The following is a 16331-nucleotide window of genomic DNA, read 5'->3' as shown; positions in this document are numbered from 1 at the left end:
TCGAGGGGCTAGGCGCTGAAGCCTAGACAACATGAAAAGCGAAAGCGCCTGTACAGCCCCGACAAGCGCTGGAAGTCTTGAAGGTAAAGGCGTTCTTTGCCTTTACCAGCAAGACTGAAGCGACTCGAGGGGCTAGGTGCAACGAACTAAACAATAAGTAAAAGGAAGTGTTAGTTATGGAACCAATTAAAATCGGTGTAGGTGGACCAGTCGGTGCAGGAAAAACGTTGTTAGTTGAAAAGTTAACACGTTATTTTAAAGATGAAATTAGTATGGCGGTAGTAACAAATGATATTTATACAAAAGAAGATGCAAAATTCTTGATGCAAAATGGTGTATTGCCTGCGGACCGTATTATAGGTGTGGAAACTGGTGGTTGCCCTCATACCGCGATACGTGAAGATGCTTCTATGAACTTTGCTGCAATTGATGAATTAATAGAACTGCATCCGGATGTTGAATTAATTTTCGTAGAAAGCGGTGGAGATAATCTTGCTGCTACTTTTAGTCCGGAACTTGTTGATTTCTCCATTTATATTATAGATGTAGCACAAGGGGAAAAGATTCCAAGAAAAGGTGGACAAGGCATGATCAAATCGGACATGTTTGTCATTAATAAAATTGACTTAGCACCTTATGTTGGAGCGAGCTTAGAAGTTATGGAATCTGATACACAAACATTCCGTGGAAATAAGCCTTATGTATTTACAAATTTAAAAGACAATACAGGTCTCGATCAAGTTGTTGATTGGATTAGAAAGAACGTACTTTTAAAGGGCATGGAGTAAGATGGAGGACTGGACAGGGATTTTACGTTTGGATGCTGAGGTGAGAAATGGAAAGACCGTTGCTAGGAATGTGTATTTCCAGGGGGCATATAAGGTTATGCGTCCCATTTATCATGATGAATCTGGACAAGCCTGTTATTATATTTTAAATCCTGGTGGTGGCTATTTAGACGGCGACCGCTATAGAATGCAAATTACATTGGACAAACAGGCTATGCTAACCCTAACAACGCAATCAGCAACTAAAATATATAAAACGCCTAAAACGCTTGCCTATCAGGAAACAGTAATTGACCTTAAGGAAGGCAGTTACCTTGAGTATATTCCTGACCCAATCATCGGTTATCGGGATGCCCGCTATAAACAAAAAACGGTGATTCATATGGAAAAAGGAGCTGCACTCCTTTACTCGGATATAATTACTCCAGGATGGTCCCCTGATGGCGAACGATTTAGCTATAACACACTTCAATTATTAAATGAAATCTATATGGATGATGAGCTAGTCGTTTATGATCATGTCAAATTAAATCCGGCTACAAACAATCTAGATGCACTCGGCCATATGGAAGGGTTTTCTCATTTAGGCTCGATGATTGTGGTCGGCGAGAAAACGGATTCTGAGCTAATTGATAAGCTATATGATGCTATTCATGAGGAGACAAACGAGTTCAAGATCGGGATTTCGAAACTGCCTGTTCCTGGATTTACCTTGAGAGTCTTAGCAAATAGCACCCAAACCATCGAGAAAATATTTGCCGATGGTCAACGTATTGTAAATGAAGGATGGTTTAACAAAACCCCAAGTTTCCTCAGAAAATATTAACACTCAAAACCCGGTAACTAGTATAGTTGTCGGGTTTTGAAAGTTAATAATTATATCTTCCTTCGTTAGGCATATTTCCTAGCATGGTGTATTAGGAGAGAAAAGTAGATTATAATAAGTAATGAAAACCAATTTAAAATAATAAGTTAACGGAGGATATTATGTTGAGTAAAAGGATTAAATTTCTAATTATTTTTTCAATACTAATAGCAATTGTTTCGGGTTGTTCAAAAAAAGAGGAAGCCGAGGCTAAGCCGAAAGAAAACCGCCTCGTATACGCATCTGAATCTGAGTTTGAAGGGCTAAATCCGATTCTGGAAGAGACAAATCTTGATGCATTGCTGTTCCGTGGTCTTATGAGATTTGACGAAAACAATAAGACGATTACTGACATTGCTGAATCGTATACCGTTTCTCAGGACAATTTGACTTATACGTTTAATCTAAAAGATGATATCAAGTTCCATGATGGAGAGCTTTTAACGGCTGAAGACGTCATTTTCACGATTGAAAGCATTTTAGATGATGCTAATGCTTCGTTTTTAAAAGCAGACTTCGCCGAAGTGGATTCTTTGAAAGAAGTGGATAAGTTTACATTTGAATTGACGTTAAAACACCCGTTTATACAGATACTTGATAAATTGACAGTACCAATACTTCCGAAGCATGCATTTGAAAATGTCGAAATGCGAACGGCTAAATTCAACAGCCATCCCATTGGTGCGGGCCCGTATATGTTTGATAAATGGGATCGTGGAAACAGTTTGACGTTAAAAGCGTACAACGATTTTCATGGGACGAAACCATCTATTGAAAAAGTGATTTTTAAATTCATCCCGGATAGCAATGTGCGGGCGCTACAATTAAAATCAGGTGAAGTAGATATTGCGCTACTAGATCCGGTACAGGCAATTAGTTTGAAAGATGAACAAAATATCGAAATACATGATATAGAATCTGCGGATTATCGCGGTATTCTCTATAATATGAACAAAGAGTTATGGAAAGATGTCAATGTAAGGCGTGCATTCAGTTACGCGACGGATCGCACGGCAATCGTCAAAGGTATCTTAAAAGGGTATGGAACTGAAGCCTATTCGCCGCTTCAAAAACATGCATTCAACAACGCTGAAGTAGAGAAATATACGTACAATGTTGAGAAAGCGGAAACACTTCTGGATGAAGCGGGCTGGAAAGAAGAAAAAGATGGCTTCCGTTATAAAGACGGTGAAAAATTGTCATTTACGATTACAGTTCCTGTAACGGATACAGTCCGTGTGAATATAGCCAATTATACAGCTGAAGGATTTAAAGCAATCGGAGCTGATGTAAAAGTAGCTGCACTGGACTGGAGCGCAATCACCATTGAAGATACAGATGCGTTCGTTATTGCATGGGGAAGCCCGTACGATGCGGATCATCACACGCATATTCTGTTCCACACAGATCAGTCGAGTAAAATAAGTTCAGGATACAACTACGGCAATTACTCAAATGCAAAAGTAGATGCTTTGCTTGAGAAAGGCCGTTTGTTGACAGATACAGAGGAACGAAAAGCGGTTTATAAGGAGTTCCAAACAGAGCTAGCATTAGATCCACCATTTGATTTTATTGCCTATGCGAATGCGATTTATGGCATTAATAAAAACCTGGGTGGTGTAAAAGAGAGAATACTCGGCCATCATGGATCAGGTTTTCTTTGGAACGTCGAGGAGTGGAAGTGGAATGAACGTTAAATGGATCGGGAAGCGGATGATGATGGGGACAATTGTCCTCATCGTCATTAGCTTCCTCTCTTTTTTCATCATGCATATGGCTCCAGGTGATCCGGCAACGGCATTCTATGGAGGCAATGCACAAACGTTGAGTACGGCCGAGAAAGAACGGATCAGTAGTGCTTTTTCGCTTGACCGACCGGTAATTGAGCAATACGGTTCATGGCTGAAGGAAATAGTAAAAGGGAATTTAGGTTATTCGTCTAAGGAAGGCCGTCCCGTGACTGTGATTGTTTTGGAACGGTTGCCAAATACGTTGTTACTCTTTGGTGTGACAATTTTTTTCATTATTATCGGATCTCTTTTGCTTGGAACCATCGCAGGTATGAAAGCCGGTTCATGGTGGGACAAAGGATTATCAGCAATTAGCATTGCGTCTTCCTCCATCCCGTCATTTTGGCTCGGAATTTTACTTATCTTCTTTTTTTCAGTTAAACTCGGAATCCTCCCATCCTCGGGTTCGGGGGAGGTCGGAGGTGATGGGGGTCTACTAGACAAACTGCGCCATCTTATAATGCCCGCTGCTGTCATTATTCTGACGCATACAGGCATCTACGCTCGCTTCCTTCAAGAAAGTATAAAGGCAGAAAGCAGTAAATACTATGTCATGGTCGCAAGAGCAAATGGAGTAGTAGAACGTGAAATCAGAAAAGGAATTTTGCACAATTCATCTGTTCCGTATTTGAATTACATCGGGATGACGTTACCTTCATTCTTTGGTGGTTCAATAATCGTTGAATCACTATTTGCATGGTCAGGGCTCGGACAGCTAATTGTAAAGGCGGTCATGGTGAAAGACTTTCCGGTGGTTATGGGCGGTATACTTGTCATCGGGTTACTAGTCGTCTTGAGTTTATTCATCATCGACTTTATCATGTATGCGATGGATCCCAAGTTACGGAAAGGGGCATACAGTAGATGAGGTCTCGAAAAGTATTGATTTTCTGGTGTATGATCCTTGGTTTGATCGTCATTATGACGACTTTCGCAGGTCTCTTTTCAACATATCCAGCAAATGAAATGAATATGGATAAAGTCTATGCACCACCGGGAGATGGCCATCTGCTTGGGACGGATCATCTCGGACGCGATGTGTTTTCTCGATTGTTAGAGGGTGGTAAAGTAACGCTCACTGTTGCGAGTGTTTCCGTAGTCCTATCTCTAGCTATCGGCGTACTTTATGGTGGAATTAGTGGTTTTGTTGGCGGTTATGTCGATAAGATAATGATGAGTTTTCTTGAAGCGCTTATCACGATTCCATCACTTATTCTACTATTGGCGTTTCAAGCATTTATGCAAGGTGGCATGTGGAGTATGGCGCTCATTATTGGAATTACCGGGTGGCTGGTCACGGCTCGCATCGTTCGATCGGAATTCATAAGACTGAAAGAAGCTGAATTTGTAAAAATGGCTACCATGTTTGGCACACCCGTATGGAAAATCATTTTTAGCCATATGCTTCGTAATAGCGTGCCTGCTATTTTTGTTGTAACGCTGTTTAACTTTGCAGGAGCAATATTTATTGAGGTGTCGCTCAGTTTTCTAGGTATCGGCGTTCCGCCTGCAATTCCGTCGTGGGGAAATATGTTGTTCTACGCACAAAACGATATATTAATTGGAGCATGGTGGATAGGATTATTTCCAGGAATCATGATCTTTATTACGATTTTATCCGTTAACTTCATAGGTGAAGCATTGAAAGATCCGAAACGGAGGCGTTCGAATGCTTAAAGTGGACCAGTTATCGATTTTTATCGATGAAAAGTACATTGTGGAAGACAGCTCGTTTTCGATTCCACGTGGAAAAATCACATCGATTATTGGTGGAAGTGGCAGTGGGAAAAGTATGACTGTCGCAGCATTGCTCGGTATTTTGCCGCCAGGTATGACCGCGACTGGACAAGCGTCGTTCAATGGAATGAACTTAATTGGTCGTTCAACACGGGAAATGATGAAAATTAGGAAGTCATCTATCTTTACAATTTTTCAAGATGCAGCAAATAGTTTTAATCCTTCTGTAAAAATGGACCGCCAACTTTATTCATTTTCAGGCGTACGAAAAGGGGACTCGCTTAAACAGTTCACTTTGAAGATGACCCGTATTTTGGATAATCTCGGCCTTTCTGTAGACATTTTTCATCAATATCCATTTGAGCTTTCTGGAGGGATGTTGCAACGTTGTATGATTGCGTGTGCTTTATATGTAGAACCAGATCTCTTGATTGCCGATGAACCTACATCAGCACTAGATAGGATGTTGCAGAAGGAGTTTATGGACTTACTAAAATCTTTGAATGAAGAGCAGGGGACAACGATTTTGTTAATCACGCACGACTTGGATATAGTAGCTGAGGCGGCACATGAAATGGTTGTCATGTTTGAGGGAAAAGTAGTCGAGACAGGAATTGTTGAGGAACGATTTAAACGGCCAGAACACCCTTATACAAAACGGCTGTTGGAGAGTCGGTTTTAAGTCGGGAAGGGCGAGAAGAGAATGCTATTAACTGTGGAAAATGTATCGAAGAGTTATCGTAAAGGGAAGAAAGTTCTTAGTGGAATTGAAATGGCTATTGGTGAAAGTGAAATCGTAGGCCTTGTTGGGGAAAGTGGCAGTGGGAAAAGCACATTATCACGGCTCATTATGCACCTTGAAGTCCCGGATGCTGGTATCGTTTCATTCCAGGGAATACCTGTCACGAGTCGTTCGAAAAAGAGGTTTTATGAAGGATGCCAGCTGATTTTCCAAAATGCGTCGGCTGCACTTAATCCATCTTGGACTGTCAGGGAAATTCTGATGGAGCCCCTGCGGCATAAAATAGTCGACATGGATACGCATATTCGTCATATGCTTGGAAAAGTAAAATTGACAGAAGCACATTTGAAGCGACGGCCATCTGAATTGAGTGGCGGCGAAAGGCAACGTGTCAATCTACTACGGTCCATTCTTGTTAATCCGGAATTATTAATATGCGACGAAATCGTCTCTAGTTTAGACCGTTTAGTACAGAGAGAAATTATTGACTTACTCATTGAGTTGAATCGGGAGACCGGTATGGCTATTCTATTGATTTCCCATGACTTACAAGTAGTCGAATATATGTGCGACCGAATTTATGTTATGAAAGATGGAGAGATTGTCGATGAAAGTGTTAAGGAGGAAGGCGCGTTCAAATTTTCCCATCTTTATTCTAAAAAGTTATTCGGATCGTTGCTTACGGAAAGGCAACAAGGATAGCGTATGATACCGTTTTTTAGCAATCCACACTTTTCTTAAGGATTATAGTTAACTTCAGTCAATCTTCAGGAAAACGGGTATACTAAAAAGTAAGCTACTCAAGGAAATGGGGAATAACAGATGACAGAAAAACGACCAATGAGCCATTCGCGTACTATTCAAACCAAACTTGTATTACCACCAGACACGAATCATTTACAAACAATTTTTGGTGGGCATGTTCTATCATACATAGATGAAATCGCTGCAATTACAGCGATGAAACATTCTCACCATTCAGTTGTAACCGCATCTATCGATTCAGTCGATTTCTTATCTTCAGCACGTGTAGGTGACGTACTGGAACTCGAAGCCATCGTCAGTTTCACCGGCCGTACGTCGATGGAAGTATTCGTTTCCGTCCATTCCATGAATTTATTGACAGGTGTAACGAAGCTGACGACTGAATCTTTCCTTACAATGGTGGCTATGGATGAGAACAATAAACCAATTCCTGTAGCGGGGATATTCCCGGAAACGGAAGTTGAAAAGAGTCTATTCGAAACGGCACCTGCACGTCGCGAGCATCGGAAATTGCGGAGTGAGATGAAACACTAATCGTTGACTGTGTTAATCGTTTAAAAGGTGAAATTTGGTTTAAAGTAATCCGTTCAGTTCTTCGAAATTAAACACACCAAAAGAGCCCAAATTCGCATAAGAATTGGGCTCTTTTAAATACCTGGATATAAAGCTCTTTCAAAGATTAATAATTATTTTTGTCATTGTTAAAAAGATTCACAGAAACGTCACTTATGTAAAAAAATATTGGCATATATAATTACATTCATCTTCTAAAAGAAAGGTTGGTTTTATTTGCCTAGTAATAAAAAAGAAGGCATTATTTTCGGGCTGTTTATGTGTTTTGGAATGGTTCTTATTATGTCATTTTACAACACAGCTTTACACGGATTTTCATCGTTTACAGTAGGGAGTGCAGTGATTCAATTTGTTATAACATTTATCGTCGCTTTTATTGCAGAGTCGTTCGTTGAACCTTTAGGGCGTAAATTTGCATTATCACTGCCTTATGATAAATCGAAAGATATCAACTTTATTGTGGCGATGTCTTTATGTATGGTCCCTATAATGGTTCTTATTATGTCAGTATACGGACTTATTTTGACGACGTTAATGACAGGAATTGAAGGTTCAATTTTCACAGCTTACCTTAAAATAGTTGGTCTAAACCTTATAGTAGCGTTTCCATCGCAGTTATTAATTGTTGGACCAATCTCACGTAGGCTATTAGCTAAATACATTAAACCGTCGACACAAAAACCTGAATTAAACGCGTGAAAACAAGCAAGCTACTTTTTAGTAGCTTGCTTGTTTTAGTTGGATAGAGCTTTCAAAATGTCTTTCCCCTTTAGTAAAGTATCATTCAAATGGGGAGAGTGATGGTCTATATTCTGTTTTTAGTAAGGGGGAAATTCGATGGAGCATAAAAAGAAAAGAAGTAATCGTGAAAAGTCCGTATATGTTTACGGACGTTTTTGTTTATCAGGTGTTTTAGTTAGTATAAGTATGTATAGTCTAAATAGTATCTATTTTCTGTGTTGACAATCTATTATAATCCGTGTATTGTACTATTTAACAATTAAATACGTAACTTTCTTATCCAGAGAGGTGTAGGGACTGGCCCGATGATACCTCAGCAACAGACTTTTAAAAGTACTGTGCTAATTCCAGAAGCTTAAGTGTAATGCTTAGGGCTTGGAGATAAGAAGAGCAAAAAGCGATTATGCCAAAACCTCTTCTTGAAATATAGAAGAGGTTTTTTCTTTCGTTTAGACTAAGATCGCCCTTCGCTTTTGTTATTTCTGGAAACTAAAGTTACCTACAAAAGATGAGAGGAGAATTATTATTTCTAATGAATTAATCGATGCAATTGCTTTGTTAAAAAAGAAAGAGTGGGTCGATTTAACACATACCTTTGGACCCAACTCACCCCACTTTTCAGCATTTGATGCAGCGGAGTTTACGACATTATTTAATCATGATGATGGATTTTTTGCACAGAGTTTTAAATTTGCGGGACAATATGGCACACATATTGATGCACCAATCCACTTCGTTCGTGATACAAGATACTTGGATGAACTCAGTTTAAAGGAATTGGTATTACCGCTTGTGGTCATCGATAAATCGAAAGAATCCGAGGACAATCATGATTTCACATTAACTGTTGAAGATATTCTGAAGTTTGAAGCTCAGCACGGGCAAATTGAGGCAAGTACATTTGTGGCACTACGTACAGATTGGAGCAAACGCTGGCCGGATAACGAGGCGTTTTGCAATAAAGATGCTGATGGGAATAACCGCATACCGGGTTGGGGCCTTGCTGCTTTACAGTTTTTATTCGATGAAAGAAAAGTGAAAGCAGTCGGTCATGAAACATTCGATACGGATTCAGCCATCGATTTTCAGAAGAATCAAGCTCTGCTGGGGGAATATTACGTCCTTGAACAAGATACCTATCAAATTGAGCTATTAACGAATTTAGATAAAGTGCCACCAAAAGGCGCAGTCATTTTTAACATTGTTCCAAAGCCGGAAAAAGCATCTGGATTCCCAGTACGCTCATTCGCGATACTGCCATAAGAAAAAAGAGGTTCTGCTCATTTGCATTTTTGTCCTAATAAAATCGTAATCTACTCCAAAAATAGAAAGAGGGAATATACCATGACAAATCAATCGACAACACTAACGAAAGCACCATTCCGAGCAGATCACGTTGGAAGTTTACTACGACCAGATAACTTGCATAAAGTGCGCAAAGACTTCAAAGAAGGCACAGTAACTGCACAACAATTACGTGAAGTGGAAACGCAGGAAATTAAACGGGTTGTTGATAAGCAAATTGAAGTTGGCTTGGAACTTGTAACAGACGGTGAATTTAGACGTACGTGGTGGCATTTGGACTTCTTGGAGCATCTGAATGGAATTGAAGGATTTGTGCCGGAGACTGGCTATGTATTTGACGGCATTGAAACGGAACGTTATAACGTTCGAAACACAGGTAAGATTTCATTTAATCCTAATCATCCATTCATTCAAGACTTCGTTGAGTTTAATGAAATTGTTGGCGGTCGTTCCGTTGCGAAACAAACAATTCCGAGTCCGAATCAGCTCTTTAATGTCGGAATTCGTGATGAAACAATTTATCCTGACATTGAAGAATTTGCAAAAGATGTTATTCAAGCATACAAAGACGCTTTGAATGCATTTTACAAGGCGGGTGTACGCTACTTGCAGTTGGATGATGTCTATATTGCGGGGCTTTCTGCACCGAATATCCCGTTCAACGATGGAGCCTACTCAAGAGAAAAACTAATTGACCTAGCACTACGCGTTATTAATGGTGTTCTGGAAGATAAGCCTGAAGATCTATTTGTAACAACACATTTATGCCGCGGAAACTACCAATCGACGTGGGCGTTTGAAGGAAGCTATGCATTGATTGCACCAACATTACTTGCAAAAGAAAAAGTAGATGGCTTCTTCTTGGAATATGATGACGAACGTTCAGGAGACTTTAAACCGCTGGATCATGTACCAAACGGTGGCGCAAAAGTTGTCCTTGGTGTAGTTACATCGAAAAATGGAGAAGTGGAAGACAAGGACGCGGTTATTGCACGTATTCAAGAAGCTTCACAATACGTACCGCTTGAACAACTGTGCTTAAGTCCACAATGCGGGTTCGCTTCAACGCATCACGGGAACAAGTTAACAGAAGAACAGCAATGGGCGAAATTGAAATTCATTGTGGATGTGGCGAAGGAAGTTTGGGGATAAGCAGGACTTGATAATAAAGGGGAATACACAGTAATGTGTATTCCCCTTTTAATTTTATCATAGAACAAAACTTCAGGTTGATGTATGTTAAAATTTACCTGTGATCAATTAAAGGGGATATGATTATGATTGATTTTAAGGTGTTTCAATCTTTTGAGGTAATAAAATAACTGCTAAGGAGTGTCAAAGTGAATATAAAAACAAAAAGATTAACACTTGTACCTTGCACTGAGGATTTTCTTTCGTCCATAATCGATAAATATGAGATTGGCCCACATATCGATTTTCATATTGAAGAACTTAAAAAGGATGCAACTATTTTAGGGTGGGGGCCATGGTTCGTCATAGATAATGAGAGCAACTCCGTTATTGGGGATATTGGTTTCAAAGGTAGGCCGCAAGCAGATAAAATAGTTGAAGTTGGTTATGGTATTATTCCTTCTGAATGGGGGAAAGGTTATGCAACTGAAGCGGTTAATGAGATAGTAAATTGGGCATTCGCTTCTCAAAGAGTAGATCGTGTCATTGCAGAGTGTTTAGATGATAATTATGCTTCTATCAAAGTATTAAAGAAACTGGGGATGGAGGAAGTTGGGAAAGAGGATAATATGATTAAATGGGAGTTACAAGAAAAGCAGTGACTTAAGTAATGAAAAGCGTGCTGAATTTAGCACGCTTTTCATTACGCAATTATTTGTTCTACATAAAGTAGTTCTTAATTCAGCCGTGGCAATTATATTATCTGGTTATTTCATCTAGCCTCTTCCGTAAGAAAAATGTTTAAAGCATTTTTTTCTTGAAAAGTATTAATGAGATTTTCAATCTCTGATCTCGTATAGGAATCCATGTAGGCGTCATTATTTTCATCATAGCTGTGGATAACCTATTTTTCTGTTAAACGTGGTTGTTGGTTATCGACATGTGGATAACTTAATTTCTTATTCTTGGCTTTTACGCGGCCGTTCCAAGAGAAATTTGTCCACATACGAAGGATAAATTCGATTGGTCCACGACGGAAATATTTTAGATACGAATAACTGAATAGACATTGAGCAGAGAAAATGACGAGTCCCAGTAAAATGCTGTTCAAGACGCCGAGTTCCCCAAATTGACCGAGTCCGTAGCCATAAAAGATGAATGTACAGATTACCGTTTGGAGAAGATAATTCGTCAGCGATAGTTTTCCAACATTTTCGAAAGCACGCATCATTCTTGAACCGGAAAAATTGGTGTAGACGTAAGCAAATGCACAAATATAGCCTAGTGCCAGTAACGGACCACCCATACTGAGTAAGACATAGGTCCAGTCGTTTTCGGGTGTGAGTGTACCTACACTTTTCATCAAAAGCCCCAATGGTAAAAGGATTGCCATTCCTATTTTGTAGCGGTTATGTTCCGAAACTGGATTTGAAAAGGCCGTTGCTCTAGCCGCATACATACCCAACAAAAAGAGAGGTGCCATTGTAAGTGGTGCGAGTAAAAGAACAAAGGCGACCATTAGCCCGTCCATGTTCAAGGGGTCTTCATTGTTTCGATGTGTCATGATTTCTGTATATGCCCCATTCGCGTACACGTCATTTGTTTGACTTATATATGTTGCCATTCGTTCTACATCTTCAGCAACTTCGTCCACTTTTCCGTATGAAAGGGCTCCTGTGAGTATGAAAAGAACGATCCCCCAAATTAGAAGCGTCTTCTTTTTTCGGTTCAAAAGCAGCAGAAGAAAGAAGCCCATCAATCCATAGAAAAATAGAATATCCCCTTCCCAAAGGAAAATGCTGTGCAGGAGACCAACCGCTGCTAGTAACACGAAACGTCTAACGAAGTGGCGCTTCACTTTTGCACCTTTTCTCTCTATTCCTTCCGCCATTTTAATCATGGAATAGCCGAAAAGAAATGTGAAAATCGGCATGAAGCTCCCTTCAATAAAAATCTTCATAAATTGATAAGCCCCTGTATCTATCGGAGACAATGAAAAGACTGAAATTGAATCTTTTCCAAAAATCCCATATTGAAAAATAAGCAAGTTCGCTAGTAAAATCCCAAATAAGCTCAATCCTCGCAACCCATCAATTAAGAGAACTCGTTGTTGTTTCAATTTTCATTCCCCCAGTATTTCTATATGGAAGCGTTGGTAGCCTGTAGAAAAGCCCTTACCTTCGTTAGTATGATAGCAGAAATCTATATGGAAGTGGAAAGTACCTTAACAGAATCTTAAATATAGAGGGAATATAAATGGAGAAAGCCAAAATACTGACGGGAAGCGCTTGGTAACCTCCATTTTCACTGGACCATTTTCGGACCGCTTTCGGTTAACTATTCATGACATATTTACTGTGGGTCCTAGTGTGGCTAGAAGTGACTCCGTCACTTCTAGCCACATTTTTTCAGTAATCCTGTTGTGAATAGTTGACTGTTGCGTTCCTACAATATTCAAGTTAAAAATGCAGGTGTTTTGGAACAAAAGAATAGATGACATACAATTTCGGGCACTCTTGTACAATGTGTTCCATGCTTACTTTTAGCAAAGATTATGCATCTAATCATGTGAAACCTTATAGAAAGTGACACTTCTTTAAAATAAATAAGAAAAAACCATAGAGAAAGCATCAGCCGCCGAAATTGCATCTTTGGCGGCTTTTCTTCTGATAAATAGCCTGCTATTCTTTCGTCCCAAAAAGCTTCAGCACTCTGTGTACTTATGCATGTGGAGCGCGACGGATGAAGGACAACCATGCGATTACCGAAAAAAGTGTGTAGGGATGCGAAAAAGTTGCATCCCTACACATCTAGACATCTCGGTAATCGTACTAGAAGTCATTCAATCCCAAAGCGCAACTATACAAGTAGCAAGGGGATATGTTATTTCTTTTGAATGATAGATTAAAAATGAGGAATTTTGTTGAATCTGCTTCCCCGCCTTCGCCAGATTTCAATTGATCAATATACATAAATAGAACCCCAAATGAATTTGGGGTCCTAGTGGCCTAAAAGGTCAATCTACTTTCATTCTTTTTAATGTATAAATGAAATACTCCCAGTTATTGATGGTGGAAGGGATACTGAGATGTTCGTCGGGCGTATGCACATGATACATATCCGGGCCGAGTGAAACGGCGTCGAGTCCAGGTATCTTTTCCATGAAGACCCCACATTCAATACCGGCATGCACGGCAATAACATCGATGTCTTTGCCGTATTTTTCTCTATACGTCTCTTCAAATAATTTCTTCACCTGTGATTCCGGATTATAGGGCCACTCTGGATAATCTGCGTCAATTAATACTTCGCAGCCAACCATGTCCGCTAATGATTTGGCCTGTGTCACCATATTGGCTTTTGCGCTTTTGATGGAGCTTCTGATTTCATTTTCAAATTGTATCGTTGTATCCGTTGTTGTAACGACCCCTAAATTTGTCGAGCTTTCTACGAGCCCTTCGATTCCCATGCTCATCGCTTGGATGCCGTGGGGGATGAGCAATAAGGCTGTAATGGCCTTGTGCTTTGTTTCTTCTGACAAAACAGCTGTCGAGTGGCTATCCTTTTGTTCAAGGCTAATGGATACATCCGGATCTGCTAGTTGGAGCTCATTTTTGAAAATAAGTTCCCATTGCGCAATTTTTTCGTTGACCTTGTTGACATCATTTTGTGAGATGAAAATAACGGCTTGTGCTTCACGAGGAATCGCATTTGATTTTAATCCACCTGTAATCTGTTGAATAGAGTAAGGAATTTCTGTGGATAAATCATGTAATAGTCTTCCCAATAATTTAGTGGAATTTGCTCTGCCCTTATCAATCGAGATGCCCGAGTGACCACCTTTTAACCCTTTTATTTGAAGGTGATATGCAACTTGTTCATGCGAGGCATTTGTCCATACAATCGGTAATACTTGCGTAACATGTACGCCTCCCGCACTGCTGACGAGCAACTTACCATCTTCTTCAGAATCTAGATTGATGAAGATTTTACCTGTAAAGTGACTAGCGTCAACAGCAATCGCGCCGTTCATCGTCGTTTCTTCTTCAGTCGTAATGACGACTTCGAGAGCAGGATGCGGAATATCTGTTGAATCTAATAACGCTAATGCATAAGCAACAGCAATGCCGTTATCCGCGCCTAATGTTGTATCTGTGGCATATAGCATGTCTCCGACAATTCGTAGTTGAAGAGGGTCCTTGTCAAAGTCATGGACCGTACCTTTATTCTTTTCGCAAACCATATCCATATGACCTTGAATAATGATAATTGGGGCGCTTTCATAGCCAACTGTCGCAGCCTTTTTGATGATGACGTTTAATGCAGTATCCTGGATGACTTCCAGGTCTCGTTCCTGTGCGAAGCGCACCAAATAATCACTGATGGCCTGCTCGTTGCCGGAGCCTCTTGGGATAGCCGATATTTCTGCGAAGTATTGAAATACGATATGCTGCGTTAACTCTTGTAAATTATTGTACATAGGATTCATCCTTTCATTCAAACTCCAAAAACTCGACCCGGTTACCAAACGGATCATGCGTGAAAAAGCGAGAGCGTCCTGCGATAGGCAGCTCGTCGCTAATTATATAATCGGCTTCTTGCAAGCGTGATTTCAATTGTTCAAGTGCATTTACTGTAAATCCGGGATGGGCTTTTTTAGCTGGAGCGAAGTCGTTTTGTATACCAATATGGACCTCTTGTGAGCCACAAAGGAACCAGCAACCACCGCGTCCTTGCAAGTTTTCTGGCTTCGGAATTTCCTCCATACCGAGTAATTCACCGTAAAATTTCCGAGCTGCATCTTCGGACCCGGGTGGTGCCGCAATTTGGATATGATCAATGCCTGTTAGAAACTTGCTCATTGCCCAACACTCCTTTGAACGTTATACCTCCAGTATAATCCTCATTCAATGGCCGCGCTAATACCCTTTTCCAACAATTCGACATAAGCAAAACTTATCAACTTAACTGAAAATAATTGAATTTCCTAATAGACTAAATAATCGTATACTATGATGAAGGAGGTGTGCGGAATGGATTACATACTTATATATTTCATTGGCATGGCGGCGATGACGCTTGGAACACTTGCGGGCGGGGGCGGCCTAATTACGATGCCAGCAATGTTGCTAATGGGCATCCCAATTCACTCAGTCCTCGGAGCCGGTAAGATTTCAACAACGGTCAGTTCGTTTTCAACGTTCATGACAGTCCTTCTGAAAAAGCAGGTTACATTTAGGGAGTCATTTTGGATTATCCCACTATCCCTTATGGGTGGATTTACAGGTGGTTTCATCGCCACACGCTTAACGGAAAGTACATTGTACATGGTTGCAGTCATCCTTCTTATCTTTGCATTACTTACATCATTCCTTTCAAAAGTAGACTTCTCGGGAGAAGAAAATTTAAGGCCTACAAAAGTGGCGGTTCCGGGTTTACTTGGTATTGGAGTGTATGATGGGATGTTCGGACCGGGGCAAGGCACACTACTTTTGTATTTATTTGGTCACTTGCGCATTGCGTACATCCGGGCAATCGGTTTTAGTCGGCTCGCAACATTCTCAAGTGGATTTGGAGCAGCAATCAGTTATATCTCCATGGGTAAAGTTATGTGGCCAATTGCCTTCGCACTTATGGCAGGTTCATTGTCTGGCGCACAAATTGGTGTGCGGCTTGCAGAGAGGCTGAATCCACGTCACGTTAAAATAGTATTAAGAATTGTGACGATTGCATTGATTATCCAGCTAATTATTAATAGCTTTATTTGAATAAACGCCTCATTCCTACAAAAGGAAGAGGTGTTTTTGAATGGATAAATTTATCCTAACAAATCCCTTTACAACTTCTTCGTGCATAGTATACTATGTAACTAATACACGAATACGTAAAGGAGG

At 40.2% G+C, this 16331-nt stretch carries 16 protein-coding genes and 1 riboswitch; of the genes, 13 read left to right on the top strand and 3 right to left on the bottom strand.

Annotation, left to right across the window (positions count from 1 at the left end; all coding sequences use genetic code 11):
• The first annotated feature begins 176 nt into the window (after positions 1–176).
• From ureG to FQ087_RS17355, 12 genes are all read left to right on the top strand, one after another.
• Complete coding sequence (gene ureG, locus FQ087_RS17410; RefSeq protein WP_149581857.1) at positions 177–788, top strand: urease accessory protein UreG; 612 nt, start codon at positions 177–179, stop codon at positions 786–788.
• Position 789: 1 nt separating this feature from the next.
• Complete coding sequence (locus FQ087_RS17405; protein ID WP_149581856.1) at positions 790–1614, top strand: urease accessory protein UreD; 825 nt, start codon at positions 790–792, stop codon at positions 1612–1614.
• 164 nt (positions 1615–1778) lie between these two features.
• Entirely contained in the window at positions 1779–3350 is a 1572-nt protein-coding gene (locus FQ087_RS17400; protein ID WP_255452418.1) for an ABC transporter substrate-binding protein, read from the top strand.
• Entirely contained in the window at positions 3340–4311 is a 972-nt protein-coding gene (locus FQ087_RS17395) for an ABC transporter permease (RefSeq protein WP_149581854.1), read from the top strand. The genes FQ087_RS17400 and FQ087_RS17395 overlap by 11 nt, the downstream gene beginning before the upstream one ends.
• On the top strand, positions 4308–5120 hold the full coding sequence (locus FQ087_RS17390) for an ABC transporter permease (protein ID WP_149581853.1): 813 nt from the start codon (positions 4308–4310) through the stop codon (positions 5118–5120). Before FQ087_RS17395 ends, FQ087_RS17390 begins: the two co-directional genes overlap by 4 nt.
• Positions 5113–5862 carry an ATP-binding cassette domain-containing protein gene (locus FQ087_RS17385; RefSeq protein WP_149581852.1) on the top strand — a complete coding sequence of 250 codons (750 nt, stop codon included), beginning with the start codon at positions 5113–5115 and terminating at the stop codon, positions 5860–5862. Before FQ087_RS17390 ends, FQ087_RS17385 begins: the two co-directional genes overlap by 8 nt.
• A 21-nt stretch (positions 5863–5883) precedes the next feature.
• Positions 5884–6624, top strand: coding sequence for an ABC transporter ATP-binding protein (locus FQ087_RS17380; protein WP_149581851.1), 741 nt, complete (start codon positions 5884–5886; stop codon positions 6622–6624).
• Positions 6625–6744: 120 nt separating this feature from the next.
• The gene (locus FQ087_RS17375) at positions 6745–7221 is read left to right on the top strand and encodes an acyl-CoA thioesterase (protein WP_149581850.1); all 477 of its coding nucleotides are present in this window, start codon (positions 6745–6747) and stop codon (positions 7219–7221) included.
• 255 nt (positions 7222–7476) lie between these two features.
• Positions 7477–7959, top strand: a complete 483-nt coding sequence (locus FQ087_RS17370) for a DUF2798 domain-containing protein (protein ID WP_149581849.1) — start codon at positions 7477–7479, stop codon at positions 7957–7959.
• Between the two features lie 315 nt (positions 7960–8274).
• Positions 8275–8389: riboswitch (SAM riboswitch) on the top strand.
• Between the two features lie 137 nt (positions 8390–8526).
• Positions 8527–9264: a cyclase family protein gene (locus FQ087_RS17365; protein ID WP_149581848.1), complete on the top strand. Its 738-nt coding sequence runs from the start codon at positions 8527–8529 to the stop codon at positions 9262–9264.
• 81 nt (positions 9265–9345) lie between these two features.
• Positions 9346–10458, top strand: coding sequence for a 5-methyltetrahydropteroyltriglutamate--homocysteine S-methyltransferase (locus FQ087_RS17360; protein WP_149581847.1), 1113 nt, complete (start codon positions 9346–9348; stop codon positions 10456–10458).
• Positions 10459–10646: 188 nt separating this feature from the next.
• A complete protein-coding gene (locus FQ087_RS17355) occupies positions 10647–11099 on the top strand; it encodes a GNAT family N-acetyltransferase (RefSeq protein WP_149581846.1) in 453 nt (150 codons plus the stop codon).
• A 242-nt stretch (positions 11100–11341) separates the two neighbouring features.
• On the opposite strand, the gene FQ087_RS17350 is transcribed toward FQ087_RS17355, so the two are convergent.
• The 3 genes from FQ087_RS17350 to FQ087_RS17340 form a co-directional block, all read right to left on the bottom strand.
• Positions 11342–12556, bottom strand: a complete 1215-nt coding sequence (locus tag FQ087_RS17350; protein ID WP_149581845.1) for a DUF418 domain-containing protein — start codon at positions 12554–12556, stop codon at positions 11342–11344.
• A gap of 897 nt (positions 12557–13453) precedes the next feature.
• Positions 13454–14917: an aminoacyl-histidine dipeptidase gene (locus FQ087_RS17345; RefSeq protein ID WP_149581844.1), complete on the bottom strand. Its 1464-nt coding sequence runs from the start codon at positions 14915–14917 to the stop codon at positions 13454–13456.
• A gap of 13 nt (positions 14918–14930) precedes the next feature.
• Positions 14931–15299: a VOC family protein gene (locus FQ087_RS17340; protein ID WP_149581843.1), complete on the bottom strand. Its 369-nt coding sequence runs from the start codon at positions 15297–15299 to the stop codon at positions 14931–14933.
• Between the two features lie 171 nt (positions 15300–15470).
• Here FQ087_RS17340 and FQ087_RS17335 point away from each other — a divergent pair, with 171 nt between their 5' ends.
• Positions 15471–16205, top strand: coding sequence for a sulfite exporter TauE/SafE family protein (locus FQ087_RS17335; RefSeq protein WP_149581842.1), 735 nt, complete (start codon positions 15471–15473; stop codon positions 16203–16205).
• Positions 16206–16331: the final 126 nt, after the last annotated feature.

The organism is Sporosarcina sp. ANT_H38 (assembly GCF_008369195.1).
Taxonomy (GTDB): Bacteria; Bacillota; Bacilli; order Bacillales_A; family Planococcaceae; genus Sporosarcina.
The sequence above is the reverse complement of the archived record's forward strand: the minus strand, read 5'-3'. Positions and strand labels throughout refer to the sequence as shown.